We start from the raw sequence: 23,169 nt of genomic DNA, 5'->3' as shown, positions 1-23,169 counted from the left end.
TACCCCGCTATGACAAAAGCATGCGCGGAGGTCAGTGGATCGAGCTTGAACCCGGCGCTTGCAGGTGTTCGGCGGGTTTCAGGAACAGGCTGGCGCAATCCACGGCGTCGAATTCGTAGGGCTTGCCGCAGAAATTGCAGGCGATATGGACGTGTCCTTGTTCCGCCAGGATGGAGTCGATTTCCGCCTGGCCCAGGCCGCGTAGCATGCCGGCGACGCGTTCGCGCGTGCAGGGGCAGTGCCAGCGCACCGCCTGGTCGGGGAAGGCCAGCAGATCGTCTTCCCAGAACAGTTTGTGGATCAGGGCTTCGGACGTATCCGCCAGCAGTTCAGCAGGCTTGAGCGTGTCGGCCAAGGCCTGGCAGTGGGCCCAGGTGGCATCGGCGGTATCGGACGATCCGGGGACGCCGTCGGCGGCGGTATGGCCCGGCATGCGTTGCAGCAACAAGCCGGCGCACTGGGTCTGGTCGGCGGCCAGCCAGAGCCGGGTGTCCAATTGTTCGGAATGCTTCATATAGTATTCCAGCGCCTGCGCCACGGTGTCGCCTTCCAGGGGGACGATGCCCTGGTAGGCGGTGGAGCCTTCCTGGCGACCGGCGGGATCCAGCAGCACCGTGAAGCGGCCTTGGCCATCGGTATTCAGCAGTGCTTGCAAAGAAGAGGCGTCGTCGGGAATTGTGGCTGATTCCTGCACGTGGGCCGTCGCCCGCAGCGCCAGGTCCGCAGTGCATTCCACCATGATCAGACGCACAGGGCCATTGCCCTGCAACTGCAGGACCACCGAGCCGTCGAATTTGATGTTGCTGGCCAGCAGCACGGCGGCAGCCGCCAGTTCACCCAGCAGGCCGGCGACCCGTGGCGGCAGGTCCTGGTGGGCGAGGCCGGTCCGCCAGGACTCGTCCAGCCGCAAAATCTGAATGCGGGTGCTGTGATCGGTGGTCAGATATTTTTTTAGCAGGTCGCTCATGGTGTGGACAGTCGTAGATCATGCAGTTCGGTGCCCAGCAGGCGGTCATGCAGGAATTGACCGTGCGGATCGAACCAGGTCCAGATGAAGATCGAAAAAGGCGCCGCCACGATCAGCAGATCCAGCGAGGGCCAGCCAAAGGCTTGCGACAGGGCGCCGATCAGCAGCGCGGTCAGCAGCGGCAGCGGCCACAGCAATACATAGCGCAGCGCCATGCGTGTGCCACGCAGCGGCTGGCCGCCCCGGTCGGTCAGGCGGATATTCCAGGTTTTCATGGGCAGCGTCTGGCCGCCTCGGCGCCAGCAGGCCAGAAAATACACGCCCATGGCAAGAAACAGAAACCCTTGGCGGGCATGGCGCAGCATCAGGCCGCTGCGGCTTTGCGTCAGGGTGTCAAATAGATAACCAGCCAGGAAGATGACGCCGAACAGCAGCACGCCTTCGTACATCATGCAGGCAAAACGGCGTAGACGGGAAGGGGCGGTGGGAATGGCAGGAGCGGTATGGGTATCGGACATGGCGGCGGCAGGCGAAAAAGCGCTCCATTATCCCATGTCTTGGTTTGCCGCTCATGCGATGCGGCGCCCATGCGCAGTGGTGCGGGAAGATGAGGAACAAGAGAAAGGCCGCCTGATCGAGGCGGCCTTGCAGCAAAACCCTAAGCGGCTCGCGCGATCAGTGAGCGGTGCTCACTTTGTGGTGCATGCTGGTCTTGGGGGCCTTGAAAAAGCTGATGATCTTCTGGAAGAACTGCTTGACGGCGCGATCCAGAGCATAAGCCTGCTGCGATTCGATGGCTTGGGCCAGCAGTTGGCGTTCCAGAGCGTCGGTCAGGCGAATATCAGAGTTCAGGTTTTTCATGGCAGGCCTCTTGGCGTGGTGAGAGCGTTTCGCTCGGGTTAACCCTATTATAGGGTTTTCCCTAGTCAAAAAGCAAGCATCGAGGCAGGGCCAGTGGACGGGCTGTTGTAAAAAGGCGGCCAAAGGGCCGCCTGTGCCGGGATATCCGGGTGCCGTCACCGACCGCGATAGCCGGCCGATACCAGATCGAACTGGAACAGGCGGCAGTCCAGCGCGCCGTTGTGCAGGGGGTGGCGGCGCTTGGCTTTCAAGCGCAGCTGCCCTGGCAGCTCCAGATCGCTGGTGATGATGTTCAGTTGCCAGCCGCCGTACTGCTGTTTCAGCTGGGTGGCCCATTGCGGCCAGAGATCGGCATCATGGTCGCCCAGCCGTTCGCCGTAGGGCGGGTTGGTGACGATCCAGCCGGCTTCGGCAGGGGGCGGCAGATGCCGGGCATCGCAGACCTCGAAGCGGATGGTGTCCGGGCTGAGATGCGCGCGATCGATGTTGGCGCGGGCGGCTTCGATGGCGGCGGGATTCAGATCGCTGCCGACCAGGGGTTGATCCAGCCGGGGTGCGATATGGGTGCGGGCGTCGTCCTTCAGGTCGCGCCAGCGCCGCGCATCGTGGGCGCGCAGCCGCTCGAAGCCGAAAGGTCGCCAGATGCCGGGCGGTACGCCCAGGGCGATCCAGGCGGCTTCGATCAGGATGGTGCCGCTGCCGCAAAAAGGGTCCAGCAGCGGTGCCTCGGGCATCCAGCCGGATAGCGCCAACAGTCCGGCGGCCAGGTTTTCGCGCAAAGGGGCCTCGCCCTTGTCCAGCCGCCAGCCGCGTTTAAACAGAGATTCGCCGGAGACATCCAGGTACAGGGTGGCTTGGCGCTCGTCCAGAAACAGATGGACGCGGGCGTCGGGCCGCACCGTGTCGATGTCGGGGCGGGCACCCTCGCGTTCGCGCAGGCGGTCGCAGATGCCGTCTTTGGCCCGCAGATTGCAGTATTGCAGGCTGCGCATGGGGCTGTGGATGGCCGAGGTGTCCACCCGCAGGGATTGTTCGGGGCCGAACCAGCGTTCCCATTCGGTCTCGCGGGCCAGCGCCAGGATATCGTCTTCGGTATGGACGTCGGCTTGCGCGACGCGTACCAGAATACGGGTAGCCAGCCGGGAATACAGATTCGCCCGCAGCACGCCCGTCCAGTCGGCCAGGAAATGGCAGCCTGCGCGTCCGGCGCAGACGCCTTCGTAGCCCAGGGCCTGCAATTCCAGCGACAGGGCTTCTTCCAGGCCGTGCGGGCAGGGCGCAAAGACATGAAAGGTCTCGGCGGGGCGCGGGGTGCGCGGCAGGCGCTGGATGCGGGGCTGCTCGTCGGTATCCATGCGGCGGGCGGGCCTGTCCGTCCTGGCGGCGCTTGGCCGCTCGGTCCTGTGGCCCGCGTCGGTCCGTTCGTATCGCCGTTCACTATCCTTGGAGCGCGCGGGTTTGTCTCCGGCGGGGCGGTTCCCCGCAGGGCGGTCGCGGGCAGCGCCCGCCTGCCGGGGGCGTTCCGTGTCGGCGCCTGAGCGGTAGCCGGCTTTTGCTGGACGCGGGGCGGCAGGCGCAGTGTCGGCGGGCGGTGTTTCCCCGCGAGCCTGTTGCGCGCGTTCCTGCATGGCTGCCTGGCGAGCACGGGCGCCGGAGCGTTTACGGGGCTCGGTGTCAGGGGACGCGTGCGTCGCCGACCGGGGTTTCGGCTTCAGACTGAGCGTCTTGCGGGAAGGGGAATCGGTCATGGTATTTCAGAAAGGTTTGACGACCACCAGGATCAGGATCAGCAGCAGCAATAGCACCGGGATCTCGTTGAACCAGCGGAAATATGTATGGCTGCGGTGGTTGGCCCCTGCGAGAAAGGTTCGCAGGTGGTGTCGACAGGCCAGGTGAAACACGGCCAGCGCCAGCACCGCCAGTAGTTTGGCATGCATCCAGCCCTGGCCCTGGCCGATGCCATAGTGCAACCACAGGACGTTGCCCAGGATCAGCGCCAGCACGCCCAGCGGCGTCATGAAGCGGTACAGACGTCCGGCCATGCCCAGCAGGGTGGCGCGACTGGCCGGATCATCGGTCTGCGCCAGATTGACGTAGATGCGCGGCAGATAGAACAGGCCCGCGAACCAGGACACCACGAACAGGATGTGAAAGGTTTTGATCCACAGCATGTCAGCCTCGTAGCTGGCCTTCGCCGGTCAGCACCCATTTCTGGATCGTCAGGCCTTCCAGGCCGACGGGGCCGCGCGCGTGCAGGCGGTTGGTGGAAATGCCGATTTCCGCCCCCAGGCCGTATTCGAAGCCATCGGAAAAGCAGGTGGGCAGATTGACGTAGACAGAGCTGGAATCGACCTCGCGCTGGAAGCGTTGGGCAGCGGACAGATCCTCGGTCACGATGGATTCCGTGTGTTCGGAACTGTAGCGGGCGATGTGCTCCATGGCCTCGTCCAGCGTATCCACCACGCGCACAGCCAGGATCGGCGCCAGGAATTCCGTCGCCCAGTCCTCGTCGGTGGCGGGGACAGAGCCGGGCATCAAGGCGGCGGCGCGGGGACAGCCGCGCAGCTCGACGCCCAATTCCGTCAGGCGGGCGGCGACGCGGGGCAGCCACGAGGCCGCGATATCGGCATGCACCAGCAGCGTTTCCATGGCGCCGCAGATGCCATAGCGGTAGGTCTTGGCGTTGATGGCTATATCCAGGGCGCGGTCCGGGTCGGCGGCGCGGTCCACATAGACATGGCAGTTGCCTTCCAGGTGCTTGATCAGCGGTACGCGGGATTCCGCCGCCAGCCGGGTGATCAGGCTCTTGCCGCCGCGCGGGATGATGACGTCGATGTAGTCGGTCAGCGTCACCATTTCGCCCACCGCGGCGCGATCGGTGGTGCCCACCATCTGCACAGCCTGGGGCGGCAGCCCGGCGGCCTGCAGGCCCGCCTGGATGATGTCGCCCAGCGCCTGATTGGAATGAAAGGCTTCGCTGCCGCCGCGCAGAATAGTGGCATTCCCCGATTTCAGGCACAGCGCCGCCGCGTCGATGGTGACGTTGGGGCGGGATTCGTAGATGATGCCGATGACCCCCAGCGGCACTCGCATCCGCGCGACTCGCATGCCATTGGGACGGATGACGGTTTCGCTCAGGCCGCCGATGGGGTCGGGCATGGCGGCGATCTGCGCCAGGCCGGTCGCCATGGTGTCCAGGGCTTTATCCGACAGGCGCAGGCGGTCCATCAGAGGCGCCTCCAGGCCGCGCTGAGCGGCGACCTGCAGATCCCGCTCGTTTTCCGCCTGCAGCCAGGCCCGACGGCTTTGCAGCTGATCGGCCATCGCCAGCAAGGCGGCGGACTTGGCGGCGCCGGATGCGGTGCGCATCTGCCGGGTCGCCTGGCGGGCCTGCCGGCCCAGGATTTCGAGCGGGGAAAAAGCGGAAGCGGGTGCGTTCATGGCGGTTCAGTCAAAAATAGACGGTTCAGTGGCGACGTGCGCCGGCGCTGGCGACGCGCAGGACCAGTCGGGCCAGTTCGTCCCAGGGGTCGTTCAGTCGGCCCGGGACCGGAATGCCTTTGATCAACCGGTCGACTTCGTGGGCGTGGCGCAGGGCGGCGGGCCAGGCGCGGGCCGGGACGCGCTGCAGCGCCTGGCGCACCAGTCGTTCGCGCGGACCAAAGATGCGGTAGCCGCGCAGGGCGCCGTCGGGATTGGCGTCGGCGCTGATGCGGGCCAGGATGCGGATTTCCTCGCCCACGGCCCACAGGACCAGCGGCAGGGCTTCGCCTTCGGCCCGCAGGCCACTGAGCACGGTCAGGGCGCGGTCGGCCTGGCCGGCCAGCATGGCGTCGCGCAAATCATAAATATTGTAGCGGGCCACGTTCAGCACGGCGGCCTGGACTTGATCCAGTGTCAGGAGACCGGCGGGATGCAGCAGCGCCAGTTTCTGGATTTCCTGGTGGGCGGCCAGCAGATTGCCTTCGACCTTGTCGCTTAGCCAGGCCAGTGTATCGGGATCGGCGGTGTGATCCTGGCGGGCCAGACGCCCGGCGATCCAGCGCGGCAGCGCTGCGCGCGCAATGGTCGGCACCTCGATCCACGTGGTCTGCTGCTTCAGGGTTTGAACCCATTTGGCCTTTTGCGTCGCCCAGTCCAGCGCAGGCAGCCGGATCAGGATGCGGACGTCGGGCAGTTGCCCTTGTGCGGCCATATTGCTTAGGGATTGCAGCGTGTCGGCGCCCGTCTTGCCGGGTTTGCCGGTGGGCAGGCTGATTTCGACCATGCGCAGATCGCCGAACAGCGACGTGTTGCGCGCCGCCATCAGGGCTTCGCTCCAGTTGCTGCGGGCGTCCATCATCAGGTGGGTGCGTTCGCTGCAACCCAGGCGCGTGGCCGCGGCGCGAAAGGCATCGGCGGCTTCGGTCAGCAGCAGGATTTCGTCGCCCGACAGGACGGTGCACGGCGGCAGTTCACGACCGGACGCGAACTGTTCGATGATCTGATCGGCGTCGGGTGCGCGGCTGGACATTGATCAGTAGGACAAACTGCCCGCGCTGCCAGGATTGCCGATCCGGGAACCCTGACCGCTGCGCTGGATGCCCTCGTCGGGTATCGGGACGACGGGACGGTCGGCTGCGTTGCGGTAGGCGGCCTGGACCTCGGGGGAACTGAGACGGCGCAGGATCTGGTCGATCTGGCTGTCGCGCATGTCGCTGAAGGTGCGGGTGATTTCGCTTTCCTTGGCCTGGATGATGCGGTCGTTATAAGGCAGCTCGCGGGTGCTGTGCAGCGTGGTCGGGGCCAGCAGCACATGGCCGGCCTTGTCCAGCAGTTGGAAAGTGAAATCCAGATTCAGTTCGTATTCCTCGACCCGGCCTTCGGCGTCGATCGACAGCTGGCGCAGGTTCTGGGTTTCGGAGATCTGGTGCAGGTACACATCGGCCTGCGCGAGCTTGGGCACGAAGCGCGTGTCGGGCGAGTTGGCCTGGATGATGCGCTGCAGCCGGGCGCCGAAGGCGGAATCCAGATCGATATTGGTGTAGATGCTGTGGAAGGGCAGCGGGGTGGCCCCTTTCAGATGAAAGCCGCAGGCGCCCAGCGCCAGCAGGCATGCCAGCCCCAGGGTCAGGCGCAGATGGCGGGCAAAAACGGGAAAAAGGGCCATGAGAATTATCCGACGACGTTGACCAGGCGACCAGGGACGACCACCACGCGTTTCGGGTCGCGGCCTTCCAGGAAGCGTTCCACGGCTTCGTGGGCGCGCGCCAGGGTTTCGATAGCGGCCTTGTCGGCTTCCTGGGGCACGCTCAGTTGCCCGCGGACTTTGCCGTTGACCTGTAGCACCAGTTCGACCGTGTCGGCGCGCAGGGCCGCGTCGTCCACATCGGGCCAGGGCGCGTCCAGCAGATCGCCCTGAGCGGCGGCAAAGCCCAGATCGCGCCATAGCTGCCAGGTGATGTGCGGCACCACCGGGTACAGCACACGCAGCAGGATGGACGCGGTTTCCGCCAGCGCCGGGCCGCCCACACCCGCCTGCGCGGCGGATTCCAGAGTGTTCAGCATCTTCATGGCGGTGGACACCACGGTGTTGTACTGGATGCGCTGGTAGTCGTAGTCGGCCTGCTTCAGCAGGCTGTGGATGGCGCGGCGCAATGCGGCGGCATCGTCGTCCAGATGGGACCAGTCCGACGGTGGCGTCGGATGGCTGCGCAAGACCGCCTGCTGCGACTGGCAGAAGGCCCATAGGCGGCGCAGGAAACGATTGGCCCCGTCCACGCCGGAGTCCGACCATTCCAGGGTCTGTTCCGGCGGGCTGGCGAACATGACGAACAGGCGGGCCGTGTCGGCGCCCATGCCGTCGATCAGGGATTGCGGGTCCACGCCGTTGTTTTTCGATTTGGACATGGTGCCGATGCCGCCGTATTCGATGGCCGAACCATCGGATTTCAGGCGGGCGCCGATGATGGAGCCTTTTTCATCGGTGATGTTGTCTACCTGGTCGGGCCAGAAATATTCGATCCCGCCGCGTTCGTTCTTGCGCGAATAAATATGGTTGAGCACCATGCCCTGGCACAGCAGCTTGGTGAAGGGTTCGGAAAATTTCAGCATGCCCAGATCGCGCATGACGCGGGTCCAGAACCGGGCATACAGCAGGTGCAGCACCGCATGTTCGATGCCGCCGATGTACTGGTCCATCGGCATCCAGTAATCATTGCGGGCATCCACCATCGCCTGGTCATTGCCCGGCGAGGTGTAGCGCATGAAATACCAGGATGAATCGATAAAGGTATCCATCGTGTCGGTTTCGCGTCGCGCCGCTTTGCCGCAGGACGGGCAGTGGCAGGACAGGAAGCCTTCGTGCTTGGCCAGCGGGTTGCCGCTGCCGTCGGGCACCAGGTCGTCGGGCAGCACCACAGGCAGGTCCTTTTCGGGGACCGGCACCGGGCCGCAGTCGGCGCAGTGGATGATGGGGATGGGGGTGCCCCAGTAGCGCTGGCGGGAAATCCCCCAGTCGCGCAGGCGCCAGGTGGTGCGCAGTTCGCCCAGCCCCTGGGAGGCCAGGTCGGCGGCGACGGCCTGGATGGCCTGGGCCGTGGTCAGGCCATCGAATTTGCCGGAATTGATCGTGTGGCCGATCTGTTTGTCGCCGTACCAGTCCTGCCAGGCATCGTCGGACCAGGTCTGACCCTGGGCATCGATTACCTGATGGATGGGCAGGCCGTATTTGCGGGCAAAGGCGAAATCGCGTTCGTCGTGCGCGGGCACGCCCATGACGGCGCCGTCGCCGTAGCTCATCAGCACGTAGTTGCCGACCCAGACGGGAACGGGTTCGCCCGTCAGCGGGTGGGTGACGAACAGGCCTGTGGGCAGGCCTTCTTTTTCGCGGGTGGCCATTTCGGCTTCGGTCGTGCCGCCGTGCTGGCAGGCCTCGATGAAGGCGGCAACCTGAGCATTGCTCTGGGCGGCGTGAACCGCCAGTGGATGTTCCGGGGCCACCGCGCAGAACGTGACGCCCATGATGGTGTCGGCGCGGGTGGTGAAGACGTGCAGCAGGCCGTCCTGGATCAGTGCGCCGTCGGCATCCCGGATATCGTGGCGAAAGGCGAAACGCACGCCGTCGCTGCGACCGATCCAGTTTTCCTGCATCAGGCGCACGCGGTCAGGCCAGCCGGGCAGACCGTCTTCCAGGGTATCGAGCAGTTCTTCGGCGTAGTCGGTGATGCGCAGGTAGTAGCCGGGGATCTCGCGCTTTTCGACCGGGGCGCCGGATCGCCAGCCGCGCCCGTCGATGACCTGTTCGTTGGCCAGCACGGTCTGATCGACCGGGTCCCAGTTGACGACCTGGGTTTTACGGTAGGCGATGCCTTTTTCCAGCATCTTCAGGAACAGCCATTGATTCCATTTGTAGTACGACGGGTCGCAGGCGCACATTTCGCGCGACCAGTCGATGGCCAGCCCCATCGCCTGCATCTGCTTTTTCATGTAGGCGATGTTGTCGTAGGTCCATTTGGCGGGCGGCACCCCGGATTTCATGGCGGCATTTTCCGCCGGCATGCCGAAGGCGTCCCAGCCCATGGGCATCAACACGTTGTATCCGCGCATGCGCAGCTGGCGGGCCATCATGTCGTTGATGGTGTAGTTGCGCACGTGGCCCATGTGCAGCTTGCCGCTGGGGTAGGGCAGCATCGAGCAGGCGTAGAACTTGGGCTTGGGGGATCCGTCGGCGTTGACGGCATGTTCGGTGACGCGATAGACGTCGCCTTCGCGCCAATGGGCCTGGGCTTCGGATTCGACCTGGTTCGGGATGTAGCGTTCCTGCATGGATCTGTCTGGGTTGTGAAGGGTTGGAAAGGGCCAGCCAGACATTATAGGGTGCAAACAGCGGCTGCCATGCCAGAGTGGTGCCGGCATGTGTTCGGCGATCCTTTGCTGGAAACATGGCTGCCAAGCTCGCGCCCGCCGATGCTCAGGGCCAAAGTCGGGCCGTGCTCCAGGCCGTGCTGTCTTGCGAGGCCGTATAACGCCAGCGCTTGTGGTTGCGGTCCGTGGCTCCCTGCCAGAATTCCACGACCGTCGGTGTAACGGCATACACGCGCCACCCTGGCTCCACGTGAGTGGGGTGGGCCTTCAGGAATGCCTGTGCATCGGCAAGGCGTTGCGCCAGTGCCTCATGATTGTCCAGAATCTCGCTCTGGGTCGAGGCGATAGCGCTGGCGCGCGAACCGACAGGGCGGCCCAGGAAGTCCTCGGAACATTCTTGTGCGGACAGTGCCACCGCTTCCCCACGTAAACGAATCTGCCGCCCAAGTGCGGGCCAGTAGAACGTGAGCGAGACCCTTGGCTGGTTTTCAATCTGCCGTGCCTTCGGGCTTTCACCTCTGATGGCGAAATGCCACCCGCGCGCATCGACATTCTTCAGGATCAGCACGCGGGCATCGGGCCAGCCGTGCTCATCGACGGTCGAAAGCGTCATGGCGTGCGGCTCGCGCACCCCTGCGGCCAGCGCCGAATCCAGCCAAAGCGCAAAGGCCTCGTGCGGCGTGGCCGGCATGGCCGATAGGTCAAGATCGGGCAGCGGTGCTTCAAGCGATGGAATCTGTCGCAGCTTTTCTTTGATGGGCAAGGTGTCTGCAGCGGTATGAACCATGAAGGAGCGACCCCCGGTAATCAAACAAGGTGAGTGAAAGAAGAGCATATGAAAACACGAAGTGGACACCCTCATTCTATTCCGTTGACTTTCTTTCACTTGTGAAGTCGCCAGCGTCGGCGTTCGTTCCGCACTGGAGTCACCCTGAAATGAAAAATCCCCGCTCGAAGGCGGGGATCTGGCGAAACCGGTGAGACGGTCCGGGAGAGGCACCCCGGATTATTTCAGCTTGGTTTCCTTGTATTCGACATGCTTGCGCGCGACCGGATCAAATTTCTTGATCAGCATTTTTTCCGGCATGTTGCGTTTGTTTTTCGTGGTCGTGTAGAAATGACCGGTGCCAGCCGTGGATTCCAGCTTGATTTTTTCGCGGATACCTTTTGCCATGATGTGCTCCTAGGGCCGATCAGGCCAGTTCGCCGCGGGCACGCAGGTCGGCCAGCACGGAATCGATGCCGTTCTTGTCGATGGTGCGCAGGGCCTTGGTGGATACGCGCAGGCGCACCCAGCGGTTTTCGGATTCAACCCAGAACCGGCGCGATTGCAGGTTGGGCAGGAAACGACGCTTGGTCTTGTTGTTAGCGTGCGAAACGTTGTTACCCACCATCGGGCCTTTGCCGGTTACTTGGCATACGCGTGCCATGGTCTCACCTCTGTGTATGTATATCAGGAAAGCCTAGCATTCTATACTGAAAACAGCTTTGTAATCAAGCACTATGAATGCCAGAACAAACAGTCAGGCAGCGGGTGGCGCGTTGCGCCCCGTCGCCAGACGGCCGGACAGCCATGATAGGGCCGCGCAGACCGCCAGCACGGCGGTCAGTGGCAGGGGGGTGCTGGTGTGCCAGACGCTGACGGCAAAGCCCGCCAAAGCGCCGCTGAACATCTGCAGGGAACCCATCAGCGCCGACGCGGTGCCCAGGCGTGGCCCCTGTTCCGCCAGCGCCAGGGCGGCGGCGTTCGGGCTGACAAAACCCTGGCTGGCCATGAATCCCATCAGGCAGAGCATCAGCAGGGGCAGATTGATCCAGCCAGTCAGGGTCAGGATCAAGGCGGCGATCGTCATCAGCACCAACGTGATCTGGGATCGGATCAGCAGGTCCAGCGGTCGGTATCGGTTCAGCAGGCGGGCGCTCAGTTGTGCGGCCAGGATCAGCGAGATCGCATTCAGGCCAAACAACAGACCGAACCAGCGCAGGTCGATGCCATAGATCTGGATGAAGACCAGGGGCGACCCGGAAATGTAGGCGAACATGCCGGCGGACCCCAGGCCGCCCGCCAGGGCGTAGCCCATGAATCCCCGGTGAGTCAACAGCAGCCGGAAATTGGCCGCAATGACGTCGACGGCCAGGGGTGCGCGTTTTTCAAGGGGCAGGGATTCGCGCATATGGCGCAGCACCGTCAGCCATAGACCGGCGCCAGCCAAGGCCATCAGATAGAACACGGTGCGCCATGACCCCAGGCTGACGGCCTGGCCGCCCATCAAAGGCGCCAGAATGGGCATCACGCCCATCACCAGCATCAGCAGGGACAGGGCCTGAGCGGCCTCGCGGGTGTCCAGATGGTCGCGGATCACGGCGCGGGGAATCACCATGCCGGCGGCGCCGCCGAAGGCCTGCGCGATGCGCCACAACAACAAATGGTCGATGTCCTGACTGGTGGCGCAGGCTAGCGAGGCGATGGTGAACAGGGCCAGGCCGATCAGCAGTGGCAGTTTGCGGCCGTAGCGGTCCGCCATCGGACCGTAGACCAGTTGCGCGGCAGCCAGGCCCAGCAGATAGCTGGCCAGCGTGCGTTCCACCATGCCTTGGGATGTGCCGAGATCGTGCGCGATGGCGCCGAAGGCGGGCAGGTACATATCGATCGCCACCGGCCCCAGGGCCGCCAGGGCGCCCATCAAAACCAGCCACGAAGGCATCAAAGCAGGGGTTTTAAGGGGCATGAAACGCGAGAATAGGGCTTGAAGCGTGCATGATTGGGGCTACTATAACAATGTCCATTGTGAACTCAGGGAGGCTCTGTTGACTGCAATCGCATCCATCATTGAGAACAAGCTGGGGTCTTTGTCCATACCGGTGTCCATGGACCTGCCGGATGGGGAAAGGGTTGGCGTCGCTGACGCGCAATTGCACTTTATCATCCGGGATGCCGCCGTCCTGAAATACTTTGCGGCGGGCGAAGTCGGTGCTCTGGGCGAGGCCTACGTCGATGGCAAACTGGACTTCAATGGATCCATGCGCGATCTGATGCGGCTGGCTGCGGGCATTTTGCCGGGTTCGCCCGTCGACGCCGCGCAGTTGGGCTGGCTGACCAGCCTGGTGCAGCGCCTGGTGTCGGTCTGGCGTCATTCGGTAGATCGCGATGCGCGGCAGATCGAATTTCACTATGACCTGTCCGACGATTTCTATGCGCTGTGGCTGGATCCGCGCCGGGTCTATTCCTGCGCGTATTACCGTGAACCCGACATGACGGTGGCCCAGGCCCAGGAAGCCAAGCTCGATCACATCTGCCGCAAACTGGCCTTGCAACCGGGCGAGCGCTTTCTGGATGTGGGCGGCGGCTGGGGCGGGCTGATGCTGTGGGCAGCCGAGCACTACGATGTCGACGTGACGGGCATCACTTTGTCGCGCAACCAGCATGCTTATGTGAATCGGCTGATCCAGGAAAAAGGCTTGGCGGGCAGGGTGCGCATGGAATTGCTGGATTACCGCAAACTGGACGAATCCCGGCCTTACGACAAGATCGCATCCGTGGGCATGTTTGAACACGTCGGGCGGGCGCAGCTCAAGAGCTATTTCAGCAAACTGCGCCGACTGGTGCGCCCCGGCGGCCTGATCATGAACCACGGCATCACGGCGGGTGGCGTCAGAAATACCGAACTGGGCGCCGGCATGGGGGATTTCATCGAGAAATTCATCTTTCCAGGCGGTGAACTGTCCCACATCCACTATGTCTTGCAGGCCATGACCGAAGCCGGCCTGGAAGATCTGGACGTGGAAAACATCCGCCCGCACTACGCCCGCACCCTGTGGGCCTGGAGCGATGCCCTGGAGGCCCGCCTGGACGAGGCCCGTGCGATCTTGAACACCGCGCAGGGCGAAAGGTCATTGCGGGCCTATCGCATGTATCTGGCCGGCTGCGCGATGGGCTTTGAGCATGGCTGGATTGCGCTGCACCAGATCATCGCCCAACCCCAGCCCCCGGGCCGTTCGGATGAGCTGGATTACCCCGACGGGCAGGCCTATCCCTGGCGCCGGGATTACATTTATGCGTCACGCTGAAATCCCCGTTACATCGGGTGTCGTCAGCTCTGCCGGAATGCTGTTCCGGCAGGGCTGAGTGTGCCAATTTTCGGTATTCATCTTTATTTTCTGGCATTTTGCGTGTAAAATAACATTTCTGCTGTATTACAGATTTTCAATTCTGTTCGCGACGGTTCCCGTTTTCCGGTGAACCGCCTTCGACTGTCTACGGTGCACCGCACCTGCAGTGTCGGTATGTATTGGCGGTCTTCACCGTCTTCCGCACACCCTCCCCTAAGCTATGGCGTCAGGCAGCGCATTGCTGCGTTTGGCGTCTCCGTAACCCAAAGGAGGCATCAATGTCTATCTCTCTTTTTGCGTCGCGCAAGGCGACTGTATCTCCCCGTTGGTCAACGTCCGTCCTGGGGCTGGCGCTGGCCGCTGCCGCAGCGGGACTGTCTCTGGCGCCGACCGCCGCTCAGGCGGCGGATGCGCTTCAGTGTGAACTGGACCGGCCCATGCGCTTTGGCGGCATGAATTGGGAATCCAATCTGGTCCTGGTCGAAGTCGAGCGCTTCATCGTCAAACATGGCTACGGTTGCGATTCGGAAGTCCTGCCGACGGAAACCCTGCCGGCGCTGGCCGCCCTGCAACGCGGCGATCTGGACATCAATAGCGAGGTCTGGCTGAACAGCACGCTGGAACCCTGGACCCAGGCCGAAGCCTCGGGCAAGGTCAAACGCATCGGCGACATCTACATGGGCGGCGAAGCCTGGTTCATCCCGAAATACACGGCAGAACGCCTGCCGGATCTGAAAAAGGCTGCAGATCTGCCTAAATATTGGGAAGCCTTCAAAGACCCGGAAGAACCCTCCAAGGGCCGGTTCTACGGTTGTCCGGCAGGCTGGGGCTGCGAGGTCGTCAGCACCAATCTGTTCAAGGCCCTTGGTCTGGAAAAGACCTTTACCCTGCTTTCCCCCGGCACGGGCGCCACGCAAAAAGCTGCCCTGACCGCCGCCTATCAGCGCAAGGAAAACGTGGCGTTCTACTACTGGTATCCGACGCCGCTGGTGGGTTCCATGGATCTGGTGAAACTGGAACTGCCCCCCTATGACGCGGCCAAGCAGCAATGCCTGACCGATCCCAACTGCGACAATCCACAGGCGACGGATTATCCGGAAAACCCTGTCTTTACGGCAGTGACGACCCAGTTCACCGAACAGGCTCCGCAATTGACGGCCTTTCTGTCCAAGGTCAAGGTTCCGCTGGACGTCATGAACCAGACCATGGCCTACATGGAAGAAAACGAAGCCGAACCCCAGCCGACGGCGCAGTGGTTCCTGCAGAACAAGCAGGATGTCTGGACCCAGTGGCTGCCGGCCGATGTGACGGAACGGGTCAAGGCCGCTCTGTAAGAGGCTCTGACCATGTTTCCTGAACTGATTTCAGCCCGGGAACTGCAGCGGCCCATTGACGCGTTCGTCAATGGGCTGGTGATGCAGTATTCCGATGTGCTGCGCGCGATTACCCAGCCTTTGCTGGACCTGCTGATTTGGTCTGACCATGTCCTGCGCCAGTCTCCGTGGTGGGCAATCGTCGCCGTCGTCATGGGGATTGCCTGGCTGAGCAGCCGCAAATGGCGTTTCACCCTGGCGATGGGGGGGCTGCTGTGCCTGCTGGGGGCCATCGGTCTGTGGGAAGCGTCCATGCAGACCTTGTCCTTGATGTTGGTGGCGGTGCTCTTTTCCGTGATGATCGGCATTCCCGTCGGGATCGCCATGGCCAGCTTCCGCTGGGTGCGCACCGTGATGCTGCCGGTATTGGACGTCATGCAGACCATGCCCAGTTTCGTGTATCTGATTCCGGTGGTGATGCTGTTCAATCTGGGCAAGCTGGCCGCGTTGTTCGCCACCGTGATCTATGCCGTGCCGCCCGTCATCCGCCTGACGGATCTGGGCATCCGCCTGGTCGATGCGGAAGTCCTGGAGGCATCCCGTTCCTTTGGCGCCAGCCGCAGCCGCCAGTTGTTTGGCGTGCAGTTGCCGCTGGCCCTGCCCAACATCATGGCGGGGATCAACCAGACCACCATGATGGCGCTGGCGATGGTCGTCATTGCGTCCATGATCGGGGTGCGCGGCCTGGGTTACGAAGTGCTGCAGGGCATCAACCGCCTGCAGGTGGGCCGGGGGCTGCTGGCAGGCCTGGGCATTGTGGTGTTGGCGATCATCTTTGATCGGATCACGCAGCAGTTCGGCCAACGGCAACAAGCCCGGAGGGCCTGACAATGAACAAGATCGAAGTCCGCAATATCTACAAAATCTTCGGACCGCATCCGGATCGCTGGTTGTCCGCCGCCCGCGACGGCCTGTCAAAAGAGGACCTGCTGCAGCGCAGCGGTCATACTCTGGGTCTGCGCGACATCAGCCTGTCCATCAAAGAAGGCGATATCCACGTCATCATGGGGCTGTCGGGTTCCGGCAAATCGACCCTGATCCGCCATTTCAACCGCCTGATCGAGCCGAGCGCGGGCCAGATTCTGGTGGACGGCCTGGATGTGGTGGGCTTGAAACCCAGGGAACTCGAACAGTTTCGCCAGCAAAAAATGAGCATGGTGTTTCAGCGTTTCGGCCTGCTGCCGCATCGCACAGTGCTGGACAATGCCGCCTATGGCCTGGCGGTGCAGGGCGTGCGCCGCACCCAGCGCAACGAACGGGCCTTGCACTGGCTGGAGCAGGTCGGTCTGTCCGGTTTCGAGTCCCAGTACCCGCATCAGCTGTCGGGCGGCATGCAGCAGCGCGTCGGCCTGGCGCGGGCCTTGGCGACCGATGCCGAGATCCTGCTGATGGACGAGGCGTTTTCGGCCCTGGACCCCCTGATCCGCCATGAAATGCAGGATCAACTGCTGGCGCTGCAGGCGAAGCTGAACAAGACCATCGTCTTCATTACTCATGATCTGGACGAGGCCTTGCGCCTGGGCAACCGCATCGCCATCCTGAAGGACGGCGAATTGATCCAGGAAGGTACGCCGGAAGACATCCTGCTGTCGCCCGCGAATGACTACATCGAAGCCTTCCTGCAAGACGTCAACCGGGGCAAGGTGCTGAATGCTTCGCATGCCTGCACGGAACGTTCGCTGACGCTGACGATGCGCAGCAAGCCGGCTCATGCCCTGGAACGCTTGGTCGCGCGGGACTACGACTATGCGGCGGTGCTGGATGGCAAGCGCCTGGCGGGGGTGCTGATGCGGGCCGATGCCCAGCGGGCCATGCAGGACGGGGCCCGCGATATCGCCCGCTATTTGAGCGATATGGCGTCAGTGCCGGCTTCCGCCGGCATGGATGAAGTCCTGGCCAGCTTGTTGCGCACGCCCGAGCCGGTCGCGGTGACGGGCGATCAGGGCGAATTCATCGGGGTGCTGTCACGCAGCAAGGTCGTCGAGCTGGTGACGCCGTGCACGGCTGGCGATGCCGGCGCCGACGCGGCTGATCCGCCGCCCGCAGCCGTCCCCAAGGACGTGGCGGGTTCCAAGGCGGCATAGCCGCAGAGGCGCTATGTCGTTGGGGCTGCGGGTCGGGGGGGTATCAGCGCCCGGCAGCCTTGCTCTGGCGGCGCAACACGTGACCGTACCACGCGAACAGCAGCAGCGATGTCAGGGCCAGCCCCGCCATGGCCATGATCCACATGGTCGCGGCGCCCACCGGGGCGCCTGGCATGAACCAGGCCGCCACCGGGGCCAGGGCGCCGGCCTGAGGCCCGTAGCCCAGCCACCAGCCGCCCAGCAGCCCCAGGCCGGTCAGCGCCGTGATTTGCAGGATCAGCGGCACCATGGCGATCTTGTAGGCGCGCAGAATATAGGCGCTGATGCAGTGCATGGCGTCCCAGAAATGGAACCAGGGCGCGATCTGCAGCAGCGTCAGAGCAATGACGGCGACCTGCAGGTCGTCGGTGTACAAACGCACGATGGGCCCCTGGGCGCCGATCAGGATCAGGTTGGTCAGGATGGCGCCCAGCAGGACCAGCGCGATGCCGTGCATCCCGGTGCGCCGGGCGGCGGCCATCTGGCGCGCCCCGACCGACTGTGCTGCCAGAGACGCCGTCGACAGACTGAGCGACATGGGCAGCATGTAGCAAAGGGCGATGAGGTTGGCCAGGATCTGCTGGGCGCCGCTGGCGTATAGTCCGTCGCGCGCCACCAGCAGGGCCATGAAGCTGAAAGCGCAGACTTCGATCAGGTACGATCCGCCCATCGGCAGGCCCAGGCGCAGCAGTTCTTTTTGGTCATGCCAGCGTGGCCTGCCCACGCGCAGGCGCAGGGCCAGAAAGGCCGGATGGCGCCGGATCATCCACAGGCCGGCGGCCAGCATCATCCAGTTCACCACCAGGGTCGCGACACCGGCGCCAACGGCGCCCATGGGCTGCAGTCCCCATCCGCCAAAAATGAACCAGGTATTGAACAGCAGCTTGAAGACGACGCTGCCCACGTTGATCATCATGACGCCGCGCGTCTGCGAAATCGCCGTTGCCATGGCATAGATGGTGCGAAACAGCAGGGCGGACGGCAGGGCCAGCGCAAGGGCGATCAGGTAGCCTGCGATGCGTTCGCGCACCGCGGGTTCGATGCTGCCCGACAATGCCAGCCAGGTGTCGGGGAACAGCAGGCTGGCGCCCCCCAGGACGGACAGCGCCAGCGCCAGCCAGACGCCTTGGCCCCAGGCGTGGCCGGCCTGATCCAGGTGCCCGGCGCCGAAGTGCTGGGCGATGATCGGAATCAGCGCGTGGATCACCCCCATCAGCCCGACGAAGACCGTGATGTAGATGGAGGCCCCCAGCGCCATTGCCTGCAGGTCGATGGCGTCGGTGTGGCCGACCATGGCGGTGTCCAGGACGGCAAAAATGATGCCGGCCCAGGCGCTGATCAGGATGGGCCAGGATTGCTGCAGAATCGTGCGCCACGGGGCGGTGTTCGCCGTAGGGGAAAGCGGCATGGTGGTCGGTGCTGGAATGTCGGGGTCAGGCGTCCGGTCGGATCCGCATCAGGCGGAACATCTCGTGTCGTTCCGGGACGCGTCGGCCTTCCCAGAGGATGTCGTAGCCGGGAGGGGCGGCCCGGTTCATCGTCAGGTCGCGTCGATCCAGCTGTTGGAGCAGCAGCGGGCAGCTGCTGTCAAAGGATAGTTGGATATTGTTGAACACCAGGAACGAGGCCCGCTGCCCGCTGCCCAGCCCCTGGGTGTGGATGCATTCCCCCGGTCGCTGATCGCGGGCCAGCGCCTGCGCCAAAGACGCCGAGACGTCGCGGTAGCTGCGTGCGTAATCCAGCGCCGGCATCCACAGCGTGGCCAGCAACAGCCAGGTGGTCAGCAAGCCGCCGGCGGACAGGGCCGTGCCGCGCCAGAGCCCTGCCGGGTGGCTGCGCAGCCGCCAGCGCACCAGTGCGATCCAGGCAATCGTGCCCAGCAGGGCGATGACCGTGGCCGGCCAGGCGATGTGGATGCCGAAGCCCTGGGTCTGGCGGGCGATGTTGGCCGATATCTGCGTCGGCCAGCCGGTCTGCAAGGCAATCCAGCCCAGCCAGACGGTGGCCGCCGTCAGGGAAAAGCACATGACGGCGAACCAGTCCAGGGTATTGACTACCCCGCGTCTCAGGGTAGGCAGAGCGAAGGCGGCCAGGATGGCGCAGGGCACGGCCAGGGTGCTGTATTCGGGTTCGAAGGGATCGGTGTTGGCCAGCAGCAGCAGGCTGGCACTGAGGGCAAAAGCCAGCGGAATGAGAATGTGCGGCGCGCCGAACCAGCCGCGCCAGCGCCAGAGCGCCAGCAGGGCCAGCGGCCAGGTCGGCCACAGGAACCAGGGCAGGTCGCGCACGATGCTCAACCAGGCGCGCGAGCTGGGCCAGCCGTAGGCATTGCCCGCCCAGCTCAACCAGCTGGCGGTCCAGTAGGGGCCGAAGGTGCGCGCCGGAATCCACCATAGCAGCATGAGGGTGGCGGCGATCAGCAGACTGAGCACCAGCCATTTGCGCGCATCCGCCAGCGGCCCTCTGGGGGTAAAGGCGATCAGAGCGGCCAGAATCAGCGGCAGGCTGCCCAGCCAGCCGCGGGCCAGAAAGGCGGCGCCGATCGCCACGCCCAGGGTGATCGCCCCGGACAGCGGGTGGTCCAGCATGCGGGCGACGGCATAGAAGGCCAGGGCCTGGCAGGCGATGACCACCGGCACTTCCGAGGTTTCGTGCATGCGCCAGATGATGCCGACGGTGGCCACGATGAGCAGCAGCGCGGCGTCGGCCAGCATGCGGCCATAGTCGCGTTCGTCGGGTTCGCCCCCGAATGGCAGGGCCAGGGGCTGGGCCTCGCTGCGCCGCCCCAGCAGGTAGGTGCCGTACCAGATGGAGCTGGTCAAAATGGCGAACCACAGAATGTTGGGCAGGCGCGATGCGATGATGGCGGCGTTGAGCGGGCTGAAGAAGAATTCCAGGGCGGGGCGCAGCGCCCAGATGAACAGAGCGCCTACCCAGGTGACCAGCGGGCCGTCCTGGGCCTGCGCCAATGCGCCCACCTGGGGCAGCAGCCAGGCGTGAGCCTGGTCGGACAGGGCGGTCAGCATGGTGGCCAGGCCGATGACGTCGTCGGTTTTCCAGGGGTCGCGATAGAACAGGCCGGCCAGAATGTAGACCAGTCCGACGATCACCAGGAACAGGCGGGGCAGTTTGGCCGCGGCCGTTGCGGTCAGCCGGGCGGGGGTGGATCGCAGGTCTTCAGTGCGCACTGGTTCGGTCACCGAGTAGGGGGTAGCTCATGTTAAATGAAAAAGGCAGCCTGTCGGCTGCCTTTCCGGGAAAGCTGCATCCCTGGTACGCTGTGCGGCGCGGGGGCATTTTTGCCGCCGGCTGCGCAGCGTGGGGCTTTCTTATTTTTTGATGGTGCCAGCAGTGCGCGCGAAGCGGACGCGGAATTTTTCCACGCGGCCCGTTTCGACGATGCGGGTCTGGGCGCCGGTGTAGAACGGATGCGATTCCGACGTCACGTCGCACTTGAACAGCGGGTAGCTTTTGCCGTCGATTTCGGTGGTTTCACGAGCCGACAGCGACGAGCGCGAAATGAATTTGTTGCCGGTCTGCAGGTCCAGGAACACGACCTCGCGGTATTCGGGGTGGATGCCTTCTTTCATGATGAAGTCCGTAAGTGGTAGTAGGGGTCGCCAGCCGGATGGATGCAGCGCAAATGGCCGTATCAAAATCCTGGCAACGTATCCAAGGTTAGCCGCGCATTCTATCACACCTGTCCGCGCTCAGCCAGGGACGTGACCTCGGTAGCGCCTACGATCAGGTGATCCAGCAGGCGTACGTCCACCAGGGCCAAGGCCTGCTTCAGATGCCGGGTCAGGGCCAGATCGGCCGGGCTGGGTTCAGCCAGACCGGAGGGGTGATTATGCGCCAGAATCAGAGCCGCCGCGTGGTGGTTCAGCGCGGCCCGGGCGACTTCGCGCGGATAGACCGAGGCATGCGACAGGGTGCCGCGCGCTACTTCCGTGCAATCGATCAATTGCAATTGGGTGTCCAGAAACAGGGCGATGCAGTGTTCCACCCGCAGATGCGCCAGGCGCATGGCGCAAAATTGTTTGACCCGTTCGGGCTGGCTCAGCGCCCGGCCATTGCGCAAGGATTCTTCCAACGCCCGGCGGCCCAGCTCCTGCACCGCCAGCAGTTCGCAGGTCTTGGCCGCGCCCAGGCCCGGAAAGGCCATCAGGGCGCTGGATTCAGCCGATAGCAGGCGCCGCAGCCCGCCGAAATGCGTGATCAGGTCGCGGCCCATCTCGACCGCATTGCGTTCGCGCGTGCCGGTGCGCAATAGCACCGCCAGCAGCTCGGCCGAGGTCAGCGCCTGGGGGCCATGCCGCAGCAGGCGTTCGCGAGGACGTTCGCTGCAGGGGGATTGGCTGTCTTGTGGCATGATAGGCCTTAAAATAAAAGAGTTTGTCTGATTTTCCACGGGTGATTCATTTTGACCTCTTCCCCTGATGTCGCGCACGTTCGTGCGGACTCTTATGTCACGCTGCACTACCGCATCGAACCCTTGTCGGGGCCTGCTGCCGGCACGGCGTTCGTCGACACGTTCCTGGATCGGCCCGCCACCCTGCAGATGGGTATCGGCCAATGGGCGCCGGGCCTGGAATCGCTGCTGATGGGGCAGCCCGAAGGCGCGCATTTCACGCATGACGTGCCGGCGGCCCAGGCGTACGGCGATCGCAACCCCGAACTGCTGCGCTGGATCTCGCACGACGAAATGGTGCGCAATGCGCCGCCGGATACCGAATTCGAGGCCGGCGACATGGTCGAATTCGTCGCCCCCAACGGCGGGCGTTATTCGGGTGTCCTCAAGACCCTGAAAGGGGATTCCGCCTTGTTCGACTTCAATCACCCCCTGGCGGGCATCGATCTGCAGGTGGAAATCCGTATTCTGGGGGTTTTGTAATGACGGCTCGTACTGATCACCCGGTTGCCGCCCCCGATGTCGTGCTGGCGCAGCCACGCGGGTTTTGCGCCGGTGTCGACCGTGCCATCGAGATCGTCGAACGCGCCCTGGAAATTCACGGTGCGCCGATCTACGTGCGCCACGAGATCGTGCATAACCGCTATGTGGTCGAGGACCTGAGAGCCAAAGGCGCCGTCTTCATCGATGAACTCGAAGACGCGCCCACCGGCGCGATTGTGATTTTTTCGGCGCATGGGGTGTCGCGCGCCGTGCGGGCCGAGGCTGAACAGCGCGGCCAGCGCATTTTCGACGCTACCTGCCCGCTGGTCACCAAAGTACACGTCGAAGTCGCGCGCATGCGCAAAGAAGGCCGCGAGGTCATCATGATCGGGCATCGGGGTCACCCCGAAGTCGAGGGCACCTTGGGCCAGGCAGACGAGGGCATGTACCTGGTGGAAACCGTGCAGGACGTGCAGGCCTTGCAGGTGCGCGATCCGCACCATCTGGCCTTTGTCACGCAAACGACGCTATCCATCGACGACGCCGCCCAGGTGGCCGATGCCTTGCGTCAGCGCTTTCCCGACATTGCCGAACCCAAGAAAAGCGATATCTGCTACGCCACCCAGAACCGGCAGGACGCCGTGCGCGTCATGGCGCCGCAGTGCGATCTGGTGCTGGTGGTCGGCAGCCCCAACAGCTCGAATTCCAACCGTCTGCGCGAAGTGGCTGAACGCAAGGGCGTGACGGCGTATTTGCTGGATCATCCCGATATGATCCAGCCAGAATGGCTGCGCGACGTCCAGCGCGTGGGGGTGACGGCTGGCGCTTCGGCCCCCGAAGCCCTGGTGCAGCAGGTGATAGAGCGGCTGCGGGAATTGGGCGTGGGCAAGGTCCGCCCCCTGGACGGGGTGCGCGAGCAGGTGTCCTTTCCCCTGCCGCGCGAACTGTCGCGCAAGAAGCCAGGCGCCTGACGCTGCTGGCCGCCCATCATCCATT

The 23,169-nt window shown here is 63.9% G+C and carries 23 protein-coding genes; 6 read left to right on the top strand and 17 right to left on the bottom strand.

Features of this window, described 5'->3' with window-relative positions:
• Nucleotides 1-31: 31 nt before the first annotated feature.
• The 13 genes from WBF69_RS08500 to WBF69_RS08440 form a co-directional block, all read right to left on the bottom strand.
• The gene (locus WBF69_RS08500) at nucleotides 32-967 is read right to left on the bottom strand and encodes an Hsp33 family molecular chaperone HslO (RefSeq protein WP_424263171.1); all 936 of its coding nucleotides are present in this window, start codon (nucleotides 965-967) and stop codon (nucleotides 32-34) included.
• A complete protein-coding gene (locus WBF69_RS08495) occupies nucleotides 964-1,485 on the bottom strand; it encodes an RDD family protein (protein WP_424263169.1) in 522 nt (173 codons plus the stop codon). The genes WBF69_RS08500 and WBF69_RS08495 overlap by 4 nt, the downstream gene beginning before the upstream one ends.
• A 157-nt stretch (nucleotides 1,486-1,642) precedes the next feature.
• On the bottom strand, nucleotides 1,643-1,828 hold the full coding sequence (locus tag WBF69_RS08490) for a hypothetical protein (RefSeq protein WP_424263167.1): 186 nt from the start codon (nucleotides 1,826-1,828) through the stop codon (nucleotides 1,643-1,645).
• 155 nt (nucleotides 1,829-1,983) lie between these two features.
• A complete protein-coding gene (locus tag WBF69_RS08485) occupies nucleotides 1,984-3,576 on the bottom strand; it encodes a THUMP domain-containing protein (protein WP_424263165.1) in 1,593 nt (530 codons plus the stop codon).
• A gap of 6 nt (nucleotides 3,577-3,582) precedes the next feature.
• Nucleotides 3,583-3,999 (bottom strand): CopD family protein, encoded by a 417-nt coding sequence (locus tag WBF69_RS08480; RefSeq protein ID WP_424263163.1) that lies wholly within the window; start codon nucleotides 3,997-3,999, stop codon nucleotides 3,583-3,585.
• A gap of 1 nt (nucleotide 4,000) precedes the next feature.
• Complete coding sequence (locus WBF69_RS08475) at nucleotides 4,001-5,269, bottom strand: glutamate-5-semialdehyde dehydrogenase (protein ID WP_424263161.1); 1,269 nt, start codon at nucleotides 5,267-5,269, stop codon at nucleotides 4,001-4,003.
• Nucleotides 5,270-5,294: 25 nt separating this feature from the next.
• Entirely contained in the window at nucleotides 5,295-6,341 is a 1,047-nt protein-coding gene (gene holA, locus WBF69_RS08470) for a DNA polymerase III subunit delta (protein WP_424263159.1), read from the bottom strand.
• A gap of 3 nt (nucleotides 6,342-6,344) precedes the next feature.
• Nucleotides 6,345-6,977 carry an LPS assembly lipoprotein LptE gene (gene lptE, locus WBF69_RS08465; RefSeq protein ID WP_424263157.1) on the bottom strand — a complete coding sequence of 211 codons (633 nt, stop codon included), beginning with the start codon at nucleotides 6,975-6,977 and terminating at the stop codon, nucleotides 6,345-6,347.
• Nucleotides 6,978-6,982: 5 nt separating this feature from the next.
• Nucleotides 6,983-9,634 carry a leucine--tRNA ligase gene (leuS, locus tag WBF69_RS08460; protein ID WP_424263155.1) on the bottom strand — a complete coding sequence of 884 codons (2,652 nt, stop codon included), beginning with the start codon at nucleotides 9,632-9,634 and terminating at the stop codon, nucleotides 6,983-6,985.
• A 145-nt stretch (nucleotides 9,635-9,779) separates the two neighbouring features.
• Nucleotides 9,780-10,460 (bottom strand): pyridoxine/pyridoxamine 5'-phosphate oxidase, encoded by a 681-nt coding sequence (locus tag WBF69_RS08455; RefSeq protein WP_424263153.1) that lies wholly within the window; start codon nucleotides 10,458-10,460, stop codon nucleotides 9,780-9,782.
• Between the two features lie 219 nt (nucleotides 10,461-10,679).
• Nucleotides 10,680-10,847 carry a 50S ribosomal protein L33 gene (rpmG, locus tag WBF69_RS08450; protein ID WP_094854780.1) on the bottom strand — a complete coding sequence of 56 codons (168 nt, stop codon included), beginning with the start codon at nucleotides 10,845-10,847 and terminating at the stop codon, nucleotides 10,680-10,682.
• 19 nt (nucleotides 10,848-10,866) lie between these two features.
• The gene (gene rpmB, locus WBF69_RS08445) at nucleotides 10,867-11,103 is read right to left on the bottom strand and encodes a 50S ribosomal protein L28 (protein WP_066453342.1); all 237 of its coding nucleotides are present in this window, start codon (nucleotides 11,101-11,103) and stop codon (nucleotides 10,867-10,869) included.
• A gap of 93 nt (nucleotides 11,104-11,196) precedes the next feature.
• The gene (locus WBF69_RS08440) at nucleotides 11,197-12,378 is read right to left on the bottom strand and encodes a multidrug effflux MFS transporter (protein ID WP_424263247.1); all 1,182 of its coding nucleotides are present in this window, start codon (nucleotides 12,376-12,378) and stop codon (nucleotides 11,197-11,199) included.
• A gap of 103 nt (nucleotides 12,379-12,481) precedes the next feature.
• On the opposite strand from WBF69_RS08440, the gene WBF69_RS08435 reads away from it, so the two are divergent.
• The 4 genes from WBF69_RS08435 to WBF69_RS08420 all read left to right on the top strand — a co-directional run bounded on the left by WBF69_RS08435 (nucleotide 12,482) and on the right by WBF69_RS08420 (nucleotide 17,240).
• Nucleotides 12,482-13,741, top strand: coding sequence for a class I SAM-dependent methyltransferase (locus tag WBF69_RS08435; RefSeq protein WP_424263151.1), 1,260 nt, complete (start codon nucleotides 12,482-12,484; stop codon nucleotides 13,739-13,741).
• 320 nt (nucleotides 13,742-14,061) lie between these two features.
• Nucleotides 14,062-15,117: an ABC transporter substrate-binding protein gene (locus WBF69_RS08430; protein WP_424263149.1), complete on the top strand. Its 1,056-nt coding sequence runs from the start codon at nucleotides 14,062-14,064 to the stop codon at nucleotides 15,115-15,117.
• A gap of 12 nt (nucleotides 15,118-15,129) precedes the next feature.
• Nucleotides 15,130-15,984 carry an ABC transporter permease gene (locus WBF69_RS08425; RefSeq protein WP_424263147.1) on the top strand — a complete coding sequence of 285 codons (855 nt, stop codon included), beginning with the start codon at nucleotides 15,130-15,132 and terminating at the stop codon, nucleotides 15,982-15,984.
• A gap of 2 nt (nucleotides 15,985-15,986) precedes the next feature.
• Nucleotides 15,987-17,240 (top strand): quaternary amine ABC transporter ATP-binding protein, encoded by a 1,254-nt coding sequence (locus tag WBF69_RS08420; protein ID WP_424263145.1) that lies wholly within the window; start codon nucleotides 15,987-15,989, stop codon nucleotides 17,238-17,240.
• Between the two features lie 43 nt (nucleotides 17,241-17,283).
• Here WBF69_RS08420 and WBF69_RS08415 read toward each other — a convergent pair whose 3' ends face one another.
• From WBF69_RS08415 to radC, 4 genes are all read right to left on the bottom strand, one after another.
• Complete coding sequence (locus WBF69_RS08415; RefSeq protein ID WP_424263143.1) at nucleotides 17,284-18,687, bottom strand: MATE family efflux transporter; 1,404 nt, start codon at nucleotides 18,685-18,687, stop codon at nucleotides 17,284-17,286.
• Between the two features lie 25 nt (nucleotides 18,688-18,712).
• Entirely contained in the window at nucleotides 18,713-20,467 is a 1,755-nt protein-coding gene (locus tag WBF69_RS08410; protein WP_424263141.1) for an ArnT family glycosyltransferase, read from the bottom strand.
• Nucleotides 20,468-20,608: 141 nt separating this feature from the next.
• Nucleotides 20,609-20,869, bottom strand: coding sequence for a type B 50S ribosomal protein L31 (locus tag WBF69_RS08405; protein WP_424263139.1), 261 nt, complete (start codon nucleotides 20,867-20,869; stop codon nucleotides 20,609-20,611).
• 104 nt (nucleotides 20,870-20,973) lie between these two features.
• A complete protein-coding gene (gene radC / locus WBF69_RS08400) occupies nucleotides 20,974-21,651 on the bottom strand; it encodes a RadC family protein (protein ID WP_424263137.1) in 678 nt (225 codons plus the stop codon).
• Nucleotides 21,652-21,702: 51 nt separating this feature from the next.
• On the opposite strand from radC, the gene WBF69_RS08395 reads away from it, so the two are divergent.
• Nucleotides 21,703-22,173 carry an FKBP-type peptidyl-prolyl cis-trans isomerase gene (locus WBF69_RS08395; RefSeq protein ID WP_424263135.1) on the top strand — a complete coding sequence of 157 codons (471 nt, stop codon included), beginning with the start codon at nucleotides 21,703-21,705 and terminating at the stop codon, nucleotides 22,171-22,173.
• Nucleotides 22,173-23,144, top strand: a complete 972-nt coding sequence (ispH, locus tag WBF69_RS08390; protein ID WP_424263133.1) for a 4-hydroxy-3-methylbut-2-enyl diphosphate reductase — start codon at nucleotides 22,173-22,175, stop codon at nucleotides 23,142-23,144. The genes WBF69_RS08395 and ispH overlap by 1 nt, the downstream gene beginning before the upstream one ends.
• Nucleotides 23,145-23,169 lie beyond the last annotated feature (25 nt).

This window comes from Castellaniella sp. (assembly GCF_049673105.1).
GTDB lineage: Bacteria > Pseudomonadota > Gammaproteobacteria > Burkholderiales > Burkholderiaceae_B > Castellaniella.
Note: the sequence above shows the minus strand (reverse complement) of the source record. Positions and strands in the feature narration are given on the sequence as shown.